Origin of the sequence: Photorhabdus viridis (assembly GCF_040256935.1) — a bacterium.
GTDB lineage: Bacteria > Pseudomonadota > Gammaproteobacteria > Enterobacterales > Enterobacteriaceae > Photorhabdus > Photorhabdus viridis.
Genome location: NZ_JBEJZY010000024.1, coordinates 47,081 through 62,012, shown reverse-complemented (window position 1 = coordinate 62,012; position 14,932 = coordinate 47,081). Strand labels below are relative to the sequence as shown.

At 39.6% G+C, this 14,932-nt stretch carries 10 protein-coding genes and 2 pseudogenes; 5 read left to right on the top strand and 7 right to left on the bottom strand.

Going from position 1 to position 14,932, the window contains the following annotated elements; all coding sequences use genetic code 11:
* From ABR397_RS12110 to ABR397_RS12100, 3 genes and pseudogenes are all read right to left on the bottom strand, one after another.
* Positions 1-1,014 carry a GNAT family N-acetyltransferase gene (locus tag ABR397_RS12110; protein ID WP_350305956.1) on the bottom strand — a complete coding sequence of 338 codons (1,014 nt, stop codon included), beginning with the start codon at positions 1,012-1,014 and terminating at the stop codon, positions 1-3.
* Between the two features lie 197 nt (positions 1,015-1,211).
* Positions 1,212-1,889: pseudogene (locus ABR397_RS12105) on the bottom strand (IS1 family transposase).
* An 89-nt stretch (positions 1,890-1,978) separates the two neighbouring features.
* Positions 1,979-2,545, bottom strand: a complete 567-nt coding sequence (locus tag ABR397_RS12100; RefSeq protein WP_350305974.1) for a helix-turn-helix transcriptional regulator — start codon at positions 2,543-2,545, stop codon at positions 1,979-1,981.
* Between the two features lie 296 nt (positions 2,546-2,841).
* Between ABR397_RS12100 and ABR397_RS12095 the strand changes: the two are divergent.
* Together ABR397_RS12095 and ABR397_RS12090 are read left to right on the top strand one after the other, a co-directional pair.
* Positions 2,842-3,087: pseudogene (locus ABR397_RS12095) on the top strand (transposase); the annotation flags it as partial.
* Positions 3,088-3,291: 204 nt separating this feature from the next.
* The gene (locus ABR397_RS12090; RefSeq protein WP_350305955.1) at positions 3,292-4,470 is read left to right on the top strand and encodes an MFS transporter; all 1,179 of its coding nucleotides are present in this window, start codon (positions 3,292-3,294) and stop codon (positions 4,468-4,470) included.
* A gap of 752 nt (positions 4,471-5,222) precedes the next feature.
* Here ABR397_RS12090 and satP read toward each other — a convergent pair.
* Complete coding sequence (gene satP, locus ABR397_RS12085; RefSeq protein ID WP_350305954.1) at positions 5,223-5,795, bottom strand: acetate uptake transporter; 573 nt, start codon at positions 5,793-5,795, stop codon at positions 5,223-5,225.
* 317 nt (positions 5,796-6,112) lie between these two features.
* Here satP and dnaK point away from each other — a divergent pair, with 317 nt between their 5' ends.
* Entirely contained in the window at positions 6,113-8,020 is a 1,908-nt protein-coding gene (gene dnaK / locus ABR397_RS12080; protein ID WP_350305953.1) for a molecular chaperone DnaK, read from the top strand.
* 108 nt (positions 8,021-8,128) lie between these two features.
* The gene (gene dnaJ, locus ABR397_RS12075; protein ID WP_350305952.1) at positions 8,129-9,250 is read left to right on the top strand and encodes a molecular chaperone DnaJ; all 1,122 of its coding nucleotides are present in this window, start codon (positions 8,129-8,131) and stop codon (positions 9,248-9,250) included.
* Positions 9,251-9,349: 99 nt separating this feature from the next.
* On the opposite strand, the gene ABR397_RS12070 is transcribed toward dnaJ, so the two are convergent.
* Genes ABR397_RS12070 through ABR397_RS12060 form a run of 3 tightly spaced genes read right to left on the bottom strand, consistent with a single transcriptional unit; the run spans position 9,350 to position 13,570 of the window.
* The gene (locus tag ABR397_RS12070) at positions 9,350-10,654 is read right to left on the bottom strand and encodes a carbohydrate porin (RefSeq protein WP_350305951.1); all 1,305 of its coding nucleotides are present in this window, start codon (positions 10,652-10,654) and stop codon (positions 9,350-9,352) included.
* Positions 10,638-12,059 (bottom strand): 6-phospho-beta-glucosidase, encoded by a 1,422-nt coding sequence (gene ascB / locus ABR397_RS12065; RefSeq protein ID WP_350305950.1) that lies wholly within the window; start codon positions 12,057-12,059, stop codon positions 10,638-10,640. The genes ABR397_RS12070 and ascB overlap by 17 nt, the downstream gene beginning before the upstream one ends.
* Before the next feature lie 17 nt (positions 12,060-12,076).
* A complete protein-coding gene (locus tag ABR397_RS12060) occupies positions 12,077-13,570 on the bottom strand; it encodes a PTS transporter subunit EIIC (RefSeq protein ID WP_350305949.1) in 1,494 nt (497 codons plus the stop codon).
* Positions 13,571-14,021: 451 nt separating this feature from the next.
* On the opposite strand from ABR397_RS12060, the gene ABR397_RS12055 reads away from it, so the two are divergent.
* Positions 14,022-14,876: a PRD domain-containing protein gene (locus tag ABR397_RS12055; RefSeq protein ID WP_350305948.1), complete on the top strand. Its 855-nt coding sequence runs from the start codon at positions 14,022-14,024 to the stop codon at positions 14,874-14,876.
* Positions 14,877-14,932: the final 56 nt, after the last annotated feature.

Sequence of the window (14,932 nt, the reverse complement as noted above, 5' to 3'; positions counted from 1 at the left end):
TTATTCCTTAATATTAATAGCGTTACGGATGATGTTAGGATTCAATTTTACATAGCTTAATTGGTCACTGAATGTACCATCATTGTTAATTAAACGCCCCCGACAAATACTTTCCAATTCATATCCGGCACCAATAGCAGCACGTTCTGAAGCAATATTGCCCTCTTTAATACCCAACTCTATACGGGCATAATCAGCAGATGAGAAAGCCCAATTACTGAATAAATTCAAGGCACGGATTGCATAGCCTTTTCCTCTGAATTTAGGGAAAATTCCATATCCTACATCTGCGACTTTGGGTGGGATAACGGGTCTAAGATTTATACGGCCAACTAGCTCATTAGACTCATTTTCGATTATTGAAATGCTCATTTTTTCATCCGTAAGCCATTTCAATTCAGCTAGTTTTGCTTCCTTATGGACTGAGTTAAAACTAGCCTCCGGGAATATAGACCAATGGCGAGTCGTTGGATCCTTTTGTTCATAATATAAGCCATAACTATCCTTAATTGATGTAACTCGTAGAGTCAGCATACCGTCTGACAACCCTGATTCAGGGAGTAGTTTTAACTTGTTTTTTTGTAAAGTATTTAGCACTTCCCTCGTTAGATACAATATTACAACATCAACAAAATCACCTTCCGAATTAAATGATTTAGTTAATCCACAATAAACAAAGCCGATACTCATAGCATCCGAAATTAAATAAATATCATCGGAATTTATTTGAGTTTGTATCACTTTATCTAGTTTGACAATTTTATGGAAAAAGAAATCCATTCGTTTATAAGGAGTATTTTCTAACTTTCTATCTACATAATTAAAAGAATGATGTAATAAAGAAAATATTTCACAATCAAAATTAAATGTGGCTATGTAAGCATCCGTATTAATTTGAAATCTGCTTTCATTTTTTTGAAAGCTATGCACCTTAATTTTCTCTAGATATTTTCCCCAATCAGCTAAGTTGTTGTATGATTCGACAAGCTCTTTTTCTATATTATTCTCACGCATGAGTCACCTTTTTCTTTAAAAAGTTCACAAAAACTATTTAACATTGTGAGCATATGGATGATATATTGAGGAAAGTTGAAATAATACTATCCATAAGTATAGGTTTTATATTTATTACACAGGGAAAACAAGTCTAATTTAACCTTATATCTTGATTATCATTTTTACAGGTCGTGTATTCAAGGTATTGACTCGCTTTAAACATAGTACTTGCGCTTAGTGAAAATACTAATGATTTTATCATGCATTTCGGCCGATTTTGAATAACCGAGTGTCTTACGATTCAGTCGTTTAATCCGGTTACGCAAAGTCAAATTTCCATATTCGATACGTTGTGTGAAACCTTATTCCTAATAAGGTGTTGGCTTATCGGCAAGAGGTTGTAAGCATTGAAATTGTCTGTATACCAGAAAAACACCTTGAATTTTGACACAATGTCTTCCTGATTCTTTTGACGAAGGTATGGGCGATGATATGCTTCAGGTAAGGCTCCTAAGCATACTACGACCAACGTTGCTGCTTCTTATTACCGATGAATGACCACATTTCATTGACTTCGCAGATAAGTTGAATTTCTAAATCATCCAGAGGTAATGTAGTCACACATCGTGGGGAAAGTTTTTTAAGGTTTGAACGACAGCATTAATGCCGATATGTAATGTCCGAGAGGTGTTGCGGATACCTGCATTATTCATTGCAAGATTAACAAATTGTTTTTTTATTCCTGCACGACAGGCACGATATCTATATTCGAGCTGGAAGGTGCGACAACAGGATAGACAACGGGAACGCTGATGACCACCTTTACCTATGCCGTGCTTTTTAACGTTCTTTATTTGATGACAAAACCGACATTTAGCTTCCACAATTGTTATCTAAGCTCTCTCGTAAAAAACAGGAATTATACACAAAGAACAACGCATTGAATATACAACCGTTGTTAACAAAGTATGCCCCCTCCCTGCTAATATTGGTAATCTACGTAGTATCTGATTGTTTGCTTCATATTTATTGTTCCAAACTTTTTTAAAATATTACCCACATGAAACTTGACAGTTACTTCCTTTATTGCAAGTACAATGCTTATTTCAGGGTAAGTTTTACCTTGGCTTGCCCAATATAATATCTGTTTTTCCCTTTTAGTTAATCTGACGTTATTATTAATAACCTTATCGCATCCATCATCAAACAAAAGTATTTCATGATGGATACTTGCTAGTTTTGCCTGTATGGTATTTTTGTTATTTTCGATTAAATATTCAAATTCACTATTAGACTCAATATTACATACAGTTAGGGCAGCGAAATTATTTTTATGGTCATGCAAAGGGAAGGTATATCCAAAAAGGGAGTTGGGCACTAGGCAAGAATTTAACTCCAGATATCTTAAGTTATCAAATTTATTTGGATTTTTATCTTGCCAGCTAAACGGTATTATGTTGTTTCTAGCTGCCATTAATATAGGGTCAATCCTATGTAATGACAATTTTTTATATTTATTTAGCCAGTGCATAGGGAAGTTGGATATTATTAGTGGTTCATTTTGATTATATTTTTACTTTATTACATATGAATAACTCTGTACACCAAATGATTCAACAATACATTTAATATTCTGAGAAAACTCTTCAGTGATTTTTTTACTATTTTTATTCATAAAAAATATCCATCGAGAAAAAATGAGATTATAGATTCTTTAATTTTCAATCATCATCTTACAATTTTATTTAATTTAATTAAATTTTTTCATGGCAATTGTAGTATTAACAGATGAATAACACAATAATACATCTATATTAATGGGAAATAGTAAAATTAAGTAAATAGTATCCGCCATTCATTCGTAAAGTCATTTATACGACCAATGCGATTGAACCCGTTCACCTTTAATTCAGGAAATTAACGAAGACCAAAGGTGCGTTACCGAATGAAAATGATCTGGTAAAACTATTCTATCTGAGACTAGAAAATACCTAGAAAAAATAGACGACACGATTATAAAGTTGGAGTGTAAATTTGTCACAGCTAGCTATTTATTTTGAAGGCAAGCTTGATAACGTAATAACCTTGTAACGGAAATTTTAAACTGATACAGCATTCTGAACAGCCTCTAAAATGTCCTTGTGTTTACATAGATAGTTTGTAATTATCTTTCCAATATATGAAAAATTAATTTTGAACAGCGTGTTACTTGATGTAGGAAATAAGATGTAGATTGTTTGCTTTCCTTTGACACAAAAAGCCACTACGAAAAATATAAACCATGCAGGAATCGCTATGCAAAATAAAAGTTCTATGTTATTACTAACTTTGTCTGTTGCAGTTTTTGGTGTTATTACTACCGAGGTAGCTGTAATTGGATTATTACCACAGTTAGAGTCGCAACTTCATGTGACCCCTACTCAGGTTGGCTTTCTTGTAAGCATATATGCTATTATTGTAGCCGTGACGGGGCCATTTATTACATTAATGCTATCTGGGTGCAATAAAAAATATATTCTTCTCACTATTCTCCTCATATTTATCATTTCTAACCTTATATATGCAACAACAAACGTCTTTAACCTGATGCTCTTTTTCAGGGTACTTCCGGCATTGGTACATGCTGTTTTCTTTGCTGTCGCACTTGTGGTTGCAGCCAATTCAGTACCTAAAGAAAAAAGTACTGGGGCGGTAGCAAAAGTTTTTGCAGGTGTTGCTGTGGGAATGGTATTAGGTGTACCAATGAGCTCACTCATCGCAGAGCATTTATCACTAAGTGCTGCATTTTACTTTGGAGCAATGTCCTGCGCGTTGGCTTTCATTGGTATTCTGTTTTTTGTTCCCTCAATACCCGCTACAAAAAAAGTTATTTTTTCTAGTCAGTTGAAAGTGTTGCGGAAGGGAAAGCTATGGCTGACGATCTCTACAGTGACATTGATTTTCTCAGCGATGTTTTCAAACTTCAGCTATATGGCAGATTACCTTTCTAAAATTACGCACCTTGATAATAATTTTATTAGTGCAATTTTATTTTTATTTGGTGTATGTGGGTTCGTAGGGAATTTTATCTTTAGCAGTTTCTTACAAAAAAATGTTGTAAAAACAACCTATGTATATCCTATATTATTAATCCTTCTCTATATCTTTATCTGGTATCTGGGATTCTCTCCAGTAGCCATGTTTGTATTGACCATTTTCTGGGGCGCATTACATTCTGCCGGGCTTGTTATCAGTCAGACATGGCTTATGCGAGAAGCCAATGAAGCGCCAGAGTTTGCCAATAGCCTATATATTTCTTTTTCTAACCTAGGCATAACGATTGGTGCTATGGTGGGAGGGTGGTTTGTGTCACAACTGGGGGTACATACGGTTGTTCTGAGCAGTATTGTCTTTACATTCATGGCATTTTTAAGCATTTATATTAAAAATAAGGTCGATAATAGCGATGAAGAAATTACCGAAGGACAGGTATGATTTAAGGACCAGCTTACTGACAAAGTTCTAGTTTTTTATTTGTCACTTTGTTTTAATCAAGCTTCGTTCACCAAACGAAGCTTGCTGCTATGTGAGAACACCACTTCCCCTAAACTTTTCCGCCAGAAAAGAGCTTTTCTTGACGAACTTGTCCCCAATAATCATGGATCCATAAGGTTTATACTGCTGTAAGAGCCTAATTAACCCTACATATTCATACCAGTAAAGCTCTGTCACAATTCTTCAGAAATAGGGAGGAGTGATGACTCAAACTCATAAGTAACAATTCTAGACTGACATCGAGAGCATAAAATCTATGGTCACCCTCGTTTTTGCAATACTCATTTTGATGAATTTTTGGCTTGCGTAAATCTATCCGGCGTCAATATAGGTAAAAATGCCCGCGCCCCAATGAGTTCCGCACCTGATGCGCCTAAAAAAGTGTTCGGCTTCAACGAGCCATTTTTATGCTTAGGTTCGTTATCAGGCCGTTCATATCACCAATAATCAGTCTTCGCAAAACCAGATGGGTAAACTGTTTAAGCGTTTAACTTAACGATGCGGTGTTGTTCATGATGATGGCCCCTTCAATAAAAAATCTCACACTGTCAACTTACTCCTATTGAGTGAGGGTGACCATAGATTTTATGCTCTCCTATAGGTAAATGAAATGGCAGGTGTTTTAAGATGGCAATACGCTCTACTGGATTGAAAACGGGAATGGAAGAACCTTCCCGCTTTCAACCTGCGGTTTATGACTGTTTTATCTCGCCGATAGGCAGAATAGTGCGGCCATACTGTTCATTCAGTACTTCCGCCATTGCCAGATAAAATGCGGTGGCGCCACAAATTATTCCTTCATAACCGGCAATCGTCAGAAGCGTTGTATTTCCGGTAAAGTTGCCAATGGCTAACAACGCGAATAACAGTGTCAGGCCACCAAAGATAAACTGGAGTACGCGGTTAGTTTTGAAGGTGCCAAAGAACATAAATAGCGTAAAAATGCCCCACAAACCAAGGTATACCGCCAAATACTGACTGCTGGTGGCTTCTGCCAGTCCCATTTTGGGCAGAAACAATAACCCGACCAGACTGAGCCAAAATAGCCCATAAGAGGTGAAAGCCGTTGCGGCAAAAGTATTGCCTTTCTTATATTCAAAAAGCCCCGCCAGTATTTGGGCCAGACCGCCATAAAAAATGCCCATGCTCAGGATAACTGATGCCTGTGGAAAGAAACCTGCGTTGTGCAGGTTAAGCAGAATGGTTGTCATGCCGAAACCCATCAAACCTAAAGGGCCAGGATTTGCCAACTGATTAGTGCTCATAAGTCCTCTGAAAAAAATCGTGTAGAAAGTAATAAATAGCGAAGGGGGCGAATCATAATGATCTGTCAGCAAGGAAACAATAACATGTGAAATAATAAAAAGGTTTTTTTTTCACTTCCCCCCTTGATGATGGTTTTAACGGCCCCATCTTATAATCAACCGCAGTTGCTAATCGCTGTCCTATACAGCTGATGTATATAAGCAAAGGTGAGGAATCGCATAGAGGCAATAAAAATAGGTGCCGTTGAAAAGCAGATAACCATCCTCATATTGATTAGCAACTTGACTGATTACGAATTTCTTGTGGAGGCGTTTAGATGGGTAAAATTATTGGTATCGACTTGGGAACTACCAACTCTTGTGTAGCTATTATGGATGGCACGACAGCTCGTGTACTGGAAAACAGCGAAGGTGATCGTACAACTCCTTCCATTATTGCATATACCCAGGATGGTGAAACTCTGGTTGGTCAACCGGCTAAACGTCAGGCTGTTACTAACCCGCAAAATACGCTGTTTGCTATTAAGCGTCTGATTGGTCGTCGTTTCCAGGACGAAGAAGCACAACGTGATGTGGCTATCATGCCATACAAAATCATTGCGGCAGATAACGGTGACGCATGGCTGGAAGTGAAAGACCAGAAAATGGCTCCTCCTCAGGTTTCTGCTGAAGTTCTGAAGAAAATGAAGAAAACAGCTGAAGACTACCTGGGTGAGCCGGTAACTGAAGCAGTCATCACTGTACCTGCCTATTTCAACGATGCTCAACGTCAGGCAACAAAAGACGCAGGCCGTATCGCAGGTTTGGAAGTAAAACGTATTATCAACGAACCAACTGCGGCTGCACTGGCTTACGGCCTGGACAGAGAAGTGGGTAACCGTACTATCGCGGTTTATGACCTTGGTGGTGGTACTTTCGATATTTCTATTATCGAAATTGATGAAGTTGATGGCGAAAAAACCTATGAAGTTCTTGCAACCAACGGTGATACTCACTTGGGTGGCGAAGACTTCGACAGCCGTATGATCAACTATCTGGTTGACGAATTTAAGAAAGATCAGGGTATTGATCTGCGTAATGATCCGCTGGCAATGCAACGTCTGAAAGAAGCGGCGGAAAAAGCAAAAATTGAGCTTTCTTCTGCGCAGCAGACCGATGTTAACCTGCCGTACATCACTGCGGATGCAACGGGTCCTAAGCACATGAACATCAAAGTGACCCGTGCGAAACTGGAATCACTGGTAGAAGACTTGGTTAAACGTTCTATGGAGCCTGTACGGGTTGCATTGCAAGATGCTGGTCTGTCTGTTTCTGATGTGCAAGATGTGATTCTGGTGGGTGGTCAGACCCGTATGCCAATGGTGCAGAAAGTGGTTGCTGACTTCTTCGGTAAAGAACCACGTAAAGACGTGAACCCTGACGAAGCGGTAGCGATGGGTGCTGCGGTACAGGGCGGTGTTCTGGCTGGTGATGTGAAAGACGTATTGCTTCTGGACGTAACGCCTCTGTCTCTGGGTATCGAAACGATGGGCGGCGTGATGACTTCCCTCATTACGAAAAACACCACTATTCCAACTAAACACAGCCAGGTGTTCTCTACGGCAGAAGATAACCAGTCTGCGGTAACTATCCATGTGTTGCAGGGTGAGCGTAAACGTTCCGGTGATAACAAATCTCTGGGTCAGTTCAATCTGGATGGTATTCAGCCGGCACCTCGTGGTATGCCTCAGATCGAAGTCACTTTTGACATTGATGCCGATGGTATTCTGCACGTATCGGCTAAAGATAAAAACAGCGGCCGCGAACAGCAAATCACCATCAAGGCTTCTTCTGGTCTGAACGAGGAAGAGATCCAACAGATGGTTCGTGATGCAGAAGCTAATGCTGAATCTGATCGTAAGTTTGAAGAGTTGGTACAGACGCGTAACCAGGCAGATCAACTTGTTCACGGTACTCGTAAACAAGTAGAGGAAGCGGGCGACAAACTGCCGGCAGAAGATAAAACAGCGATTGAAAGCGCGGTAACTGCATTGGAAACTGCGGCTAAAGGCGAAGACAAAGCGGATATCGAAGCGAAAATTCAGGCTTTGGTTCAGGCTTCCGCTAAATTGCTGGAAATTGCTCAACAGCAGGCTCAGGCTGGCGCAACAGACGCGGGTGACAGCGCGAAAAAAGATGACAACGTTGTAGACGCTGAATTCGAAGAAGTTAAAGACAAAAAATAATTGCCCTTAGCGGGCGCGGTGACAGTGATGACAACTGTTGCTGATTAACCGGCACGGGCGTTGAGGGAACTCTGCGCCCGTGCGCGCATGTTAAGGGTAAAATAAGAGATGGCAAAGAGAGATTGTTACGAAGTTTTGGGGGTTTCCAAAACAGCGGACGAAAAAGAGATTAAAAAAGCCTATAAGCGGCTGGCAATGAAATATCATCCTGATCGTAATCAAGGTGATAAAGATGCAGAAGGCAAATTCAAAGAAGTTAAAGAAGCCTATGAAATTCTGACTGATGACCAGAAACGGGCTGCTTATGACCAATATGGCCATGCTGCTTTTGAGCAAGGTGGTATGGGCGGTGGCGGCGGTGCTGATTTCAGTGATATCTTTGGTGACGTTTTCGGTGATATCTTCGGTGGTGGTCGTCGTCAGCAGCGTCCAAGCCGTGGCGCTGATTTACGTTACAGTATGGAACTGACACTGGAAGAAGCGGTTCGTGGTGTGACCAAAGAGATCCGCATCCCGACACTGGAAACCTGTGATACCTGTCATGGCAGCGGTGCTAAAGCAGGTACCAGCCCTGTCACCTGTTCAACCTGTCAAGGGGCTGGTCAGGTTCATATGCGTCAAGGTTTCTTCACCGTTCAGCAACCTTGTCCACATTGTCATGGTCGCGGTCAGATCATTAAAGATTCTTGTAACAAGTGTCATGGACATGGTCGTGTCGAAAAATATAAAACACTGTCTGTTAAGATCCCGGCTGGTGTGGACACCGGTGACCGCATTCGCCTGAGTGGTGAAGGTGAAGCAGGTGGTAAGGGCGCGCCGGCAGGTGATTTGTATGTTCAGGTACAGGTGAAAAAGCACCATATTTTCGAGCGTGAAGAAAATAATCTCTATTGTGAAGTGCCGGTTAACTTTGCAATGGCGGCATTGGGTGGCGAAATCGAAGTCCCAACCCTTGATGGCCGTGTGAAACTGAAAATACCTGCTGAAACCCAGACAGGTAAAATGTTCCGCATGAAAGGCAAAGGTGTTAAATCTGTCCGTGGCGGCGCTCAGGGTGATTTACTGTGCCGGGTGGTAGTAGAAACTCCGGTTAAATTGGACGAAAGACAGAAAGAATTACTGCGTGAATTGGGAGAGTCTTTAGGTGGTACTGGTGGCGAAACCAACAGCCCACGTTCTAAAAGTTTCTTCGATGGCGTAAAGAAATTTTTTGATGATTTGACCAAGTAACCGCGCCTATCTTCATAATCGAGCTGTATTTATAAACAAAGCTCAGATTACTGATAAAGTCCTCGTTTTCACGCGAGGACTTTTTGTTTTGGCTGAGAATTATAAGCTAAAGGTAATTTGTGTGAGTAAATTATAAGCATCGTCCTCTTTCGGTGTTACTGAGGGATGATGAGTATAAGATAAGCTGTTGGTCCAATAGATCCCGTTGTAAACACGGTACGAATATGACGCGGAAGCGGTTGTACTATAACTTTCAGCAAATTGACCATTGCGGGCGAAGTAATCTTTTGCGTCATCACTAAACTTATTATATGACAAACCAAAAGTAAGCATATCGGTCGGACGTGAATCGAATGGACCAATGCTGAACAACGATAACGAAATATCAGTATTAAACAGGTTACGATCCTTTGGCGCATAGTTAGCTTTACCATCAATATACCAGCCACGGAAAGGCATTGACGCATCCGGTTTGGTTATCTGGCGGGTAACCGCGATATAATGAGAGTAGGTATGATCTTCATATTCTGAGTTGTTATAGTTAAAATAAGGTGTTTTATTAAACACCGAGCCGCCTCGAATCCAGATCATGTTTTCCATTTCATTGGCATTAACACGATAGCCTAATTCATTGATGACTAACGTACCCGCATTGGGAAGTTTCCAGCGCAAACCATAAGTATTGTATTTTGAGTCCGCTCTTAAACCTTCGGAGCTTTGACTTCTGGCAACGCCAATATGGTCATACCAACGTTTATTTTCCGATAAAAACCGAATATCTATCGATGGGCTCGGTTTTGTACTAGGCAGACCCGCCTGAGACAACATCACACTGGTTGGCCCCAGGGCAGATGACGCTGTACTGCTACCGAAAAACAATCCATAGAAATGAGAGAGCAGTGTTGTGTAGCCGTAATTCAATATCACCCGATCATTAAATAAAGGTTGGTTAATAGAAAAAGCGGAGATAAAAGGATGCCCATCTTGACCATTATTTTTAAAGTTATTGTAGGCATAGTTTAGACCTACACGTAATTGTGCCTTATCAGTGAAACCAATCCGCGATAAATCATAGGTCAGTTCTGTAATAAACATATTACCGGTGGTTAAGCGTTGGCCTACATAGTTAGGATTAGACGTATTTTTCCAGTTTCTTGAAACATCATAGGTTAGATTTGTTAACATTAGGATATTTGCATAAAAACCATGATCTGCCATCTCTTTTCTGAGACCACCCCATTCAGGAAATACGGTATCGCAGGCGGATGAAACCGAAGGTGTTTCCGGACCTCTTGGTAAAAGGGCATCATATGAACTACAGTCACTTTTTGTCGCTGCAACTGTATTGCTATGAAGAAGAATAAGCGACAGCGTTAATAAAAGAAATTTATTGGCTATTTTCATTTTTTACCTCCGGGGCTTTGAGAATATTGCCGTGACTGCTTATAACATCTTTATACCAGCTAAAACTTTTTTTACGCCGCCGCTCCAGTGTGCCATTGCCTTGGTCGTCACGATCGACATAAATAAACCCGTATCGTTTTGACATTTCTGCTGTAGAGGCGCTGACCAAATCTATTGGCCCCCATGAGGTATATCCTAATAACTGAACACCATCTTCAATGGCTTCCCGTACCTGGAATAAATGATCGTTGAGATATTGAATACGATAATCATCAATAATAGTGCCATCGTCTTGAATAATATCTCTGGCACCCAAACCGTTTTCTACAATAAATAGTGGCTTCTGGTAACGGTCATATAGCATATTAAGCAGATAGCGAAGGCCCTGAGGATCTATTTGCCATCCCCATTCTGAGCTGGATAAATAAGGATTTTTCACCGGATTAATCAGATTTCCTGCATTTTTGGTTATTTCCGGATCTGTCGTTGCACAACAGCTCATGTAATAACTGAAAGAAAGGAAATCGACGGTTTCTTTGAGTATTTGTGTATCTTCATCTGTTATATCAAGCGTAATATTCTGCTCTTTAAACAGGCGTGTCATATAGGATGGATAATACCCACGAGCCTGTACATCAAAAAAGAACAACCATTCTCTATTCTTTTTCAATGATTCTAATATATCATCAGGATGACAAGTTAACGGGTAGTGAGATATTGCCGCTACCATATTACCAATTTTTGCATCGGGAATAATTTCATGGCAGGCTTTAACCGCTTTGGCACTGGCAACGAGTTGATGGTGTAGCGCCTGATAAATATCCTGAATCTTGCTGTTTTCCGATAAGCCTGCGCCAGTAAGGCAAGAAAATAAGGACATGTTAATTTCATTGAATGTCAGCCAATATTTTACTTTATGTTTGTAACGCTCGAAGACAGTTCTGGCATAACGGTCAAAAAATTCAATTATCTTACGATTTCCCCAACCGCCGTATTTTTTTACTAAACCATAAGGCATTTCAAAATGAGAAAGCGTAATTAATGGCTGAATATGATATTTTCTCATTTCGTCAAAAAGGCGATCGTAAAAGGCCAGGCCATTTTCGTTCGGTGTTTCCTCATCTCCTTCGGGAAATATACGTGTCCAGGCGATAGAAGTTCTCAGGCATTTAAATCCCATTTCAGCAAACAGCGCAATATCGTCAGGATAACGATGGTAAAAATCAATACCAATATCCTTGATATGGAAATCACCCAAATTGCGTTCTATACTGGGGCAAATAACGCCGTGGGGTTGCATATCTGAGGTTGATAACCCTTTTCCACCTGTTTGATAAGCGCCTTCGGCCTGATTTGCAGCTAATGCGCCTCCCCAAAGGAAGTCTACTGGGAATTGTTTTTTCATGGTTTTCCTCTCTTTTATTACCTGTTAAATTTGGAAGATATCGTCTTAATACGACACGTTTTATCTGCGTTTAAATTAATTTGTTGTGCGGGATATGCTTTAGCTTCTGACGGTACACCGAATAAATAAGTTGCAACACAGGAGAAAATGAATGAACCCAGTGAACCTAAAATTACACTCCAGAAAGCATTGTCTATTCCAGCTGGGGAAATAAATGAGGTAAACGCAAAGACACCCATACCGCCGAAGTTATGTGCTGTCCCAGAATAGAAGCCGACAACAGCACCACCAAGCGCACCACCAATACAACCAATAATAAATGGACGTTTCAGTGGCAGTGTCACACCATAAATAGACGGCTCAGTAATGCCAAACAGACTGGATATCAGTGCAGTTCCTGATAACGTTTTCATATTTTTATCGCGTGTACGTAAAAATACGCCCAGTGTTGCACCTGCCTGACCAAATATTGCCGGCTGGAGCAGTGGGGAGAGCATATCTTTTCCCTGTGTCATCATATTATTGATTATTATTGGGATGAGTCCCCAGTGCAGACCGAAAATGACACAAACTTGCCATATTGCTCCCATCAGGATCCCTGCAATGACTGGGTTTAATTGATAGAAAAAGAGATATCCTGCCGCCAGACCATTACTGAGTTCTGTTGCTACAGGGCCAATGACCAGAAAAGTCAAAGGAACGGTAATCAACAGGCACAGGAAAGGCGTAATAAATACTTTGAAAGAGGAATGAAACCAATTATTGAGTTTCTTCTCCAGAAAGCAGCTAAACCATGCTGATAAAATGATAGGGACAACTGTCGAGCTGTAATTAATGAAAGTAATGGGAATACCCAAGAAATTTAAGTGAATGTCTGGCGTTGCTTGCGAAAGTTTAAATGCTTCGGTCATGGTTGGATAAGTCAATACCGCCCCAATAACCATAGTAATAAAAGGGTTTCCGCCAAACCGCTTACCGGCGGTATACCCTAATAAAATAGGCATAAAATAAAGCATTGCATCGCCGGTAGCGAATAAAATTTTATAGGTACCACTGTCTATACTCATCCAATTAAACACGTTGGATAAAGCGATTATTCCTTTAATCAATCCGGCTGCAACCAGCACACCTAATAGTGGTGTAAAAATACTGGAAATAATATCAATTGCTCCATCGAAAATACGTTTTAAACCTTTTGCATGCTCTTTTTTTACCCCTTGCTGTGAGGTTACACTTTGTTTATTCTCGTTTTTTTCCTCATTATCCTGTAAGTATTTATTATTAATATCATCGTAGACATCGCTTACATGGCTACCAATAACCACTTGATATTGCCCACCACTCTCTACTACGGTGATAATTCCTGCCGTTTGCTTGAGTAATTCGCTATTAGCTAAACTTCTATCTTTAAGTTTAAATCGTAAACGTGTAGCACAATGGACAAGGCTGGATATATTCTCTTTCCCTCCGATTGTGCTAACTATCTGATCAGCCAGACTTTCGTACCTCATTAGACTTCCCCTTCTTTGAATTAAGTTGAAAACAGCGAAAAGCCGAATTTAAGTCAAAAAAAAACCTAACCCACCATCTAATAGCCCTGGAATAGGGGCATTGCAGATAATGGATTAGGTTTTGCCCGACATCAGTCGCAACTAAGTCGGTAACAAGCCTAGATCAATATTTAGAAATTAGTTATTCCTTATGATACTTGCAAGTCATTAAGCGTAATTTTGGCAAAAATGTGATACTTATCATAAATGTTTCAGGTAAACTGCGCCTGTTGTTGTGTTATTGACTTTATAAAAATTATACCTTAGCCTGAAAGATGGAATATCTATATGAATTAGTGAACAAGAGTGTCAATGACTAGGACTAACTAGATCAGGCACAACCAGGTTACAGATATATTTTACCTATTCTATAGGTTAGGGCTGATAATAGTTTATCCTTAAGGTATACCTTTTGTTAACGATAATAAAACTCATAAATAATAATGTCGTTCTTGCTATTGATGAGAATAATAATGAAATGATTCTCATGGATAAGGGCATAGGATTTAATCGGAAGAAAGGGGACAGGCTGCATATTCAAGATGTTGCAAAGGTTTTTACTGTCGAAAAACACTGTAAAATAAATCAGATCCTTTCTACTATCCCTGTTTCAGTTATAGAGCTAACTGAGAAAATTATCACATTAGGTAAAGATTTTCTTGCCAAGCCTCTTAACGATTCATTACTCATTACTTTGTCAGAACATTTAAACTTCGCATTTGAGCGTGTGCGCAAAGGGTATCAGATTGGTAATGTCTTGCAGTGGGAGATTCCCCATCTTTATCCGTTAGAATATGAAATCGGTAAACAGGCGATTTTTCATATTAATAACCAGATTGAAACGCCATTGCCGCCGATAGAAGCCTCATTAATTGCCTTGCATTTCGTTAATGCTCAATATGAAGGGCAAACGATGGGTGATACATTAAAATTAACGAATCTAATTAATAAAACCGTTAAGCTCATTCACTACTATTTTCATGTTAACCTTGATTCAACGTCAGTAAATTATTCTCGTTTTATTACTCATCTGCGCTATTTCTTAATCAGACAAAATAAAAATGAGCACTCGTCTGCTATTGAAATGGATTTTTCATTGCAAGAATTGATAGAGGAAAAGTATTTCAAAAGTTACAACTGTGCAGTGAAATTAATAAAGTATCTACGAGAAAAATATCAGTGGAAAGTTCCCGATGATGAACTGATTTATTTGGTGATTCATATAGAAAGGGTGGTCAATGATAGTTATAAGGCCAGAGATTTATAGCAAGTGTATCGTTAAACAAGTTTGTAGACAGGTATTAATTTAAATAATATAAGATA

Coding starts and splice junctions, on each gene's coding strand:
- ABR397_RS12090 (WP_350305955.1), top strand. CDS start 3,292: ATGCAAAATAAAAGTTCTATGTTATTACTAACTTTGTCTGTTGCAGTT.
- dnaK (WP_350305953.1), top strand. CDS start 6,113: ATGGGTAAAATTATTGGTATCGACTTGGGAACTACCAACTCTTGTGTA.
- ABR397_RS12060 (WP_350305949.1), bottom strand. CDS start 13,570: ATGAGGTACGAAAGTCTGGCTGATCAGATAGTTAGCACAATCGGAGGG.
- ABR397_RS12070 (WP_350305951.1), bottom strand. CDS start 10,654: ATGAAAATAGCCAATAAATTTCTTTTATTAACGCTGTCGCTTATTCTT.
- satP (WP_350305954.1), bottom strand. CDS start 5,795: ATGAGCACTAATCAGTTGGCAAATCCTGGCCCTTTAGGTTTGATGGGT.
- dnaJ (WP_350305952.1), top strand. CDS start 8,129: ATGGCAAAGAGAGATTGTTACGAAGTTTTGGGGGTTTCCAAAACAGCG.
- ABR397_RS12110 (WP_350305956.1), bottom strand. CDS start 1,014: ATGCGTGAGAATAATATAGAAAAAGAGCTTGTCGAATCATACAACAAC.
- ascB (WP_350305950.1), bottom strand. CDS start 12,059: ATGAAAAAACAATTCCCAGTAGACTTCCTTTGGGGAGGCGCATTAGCT.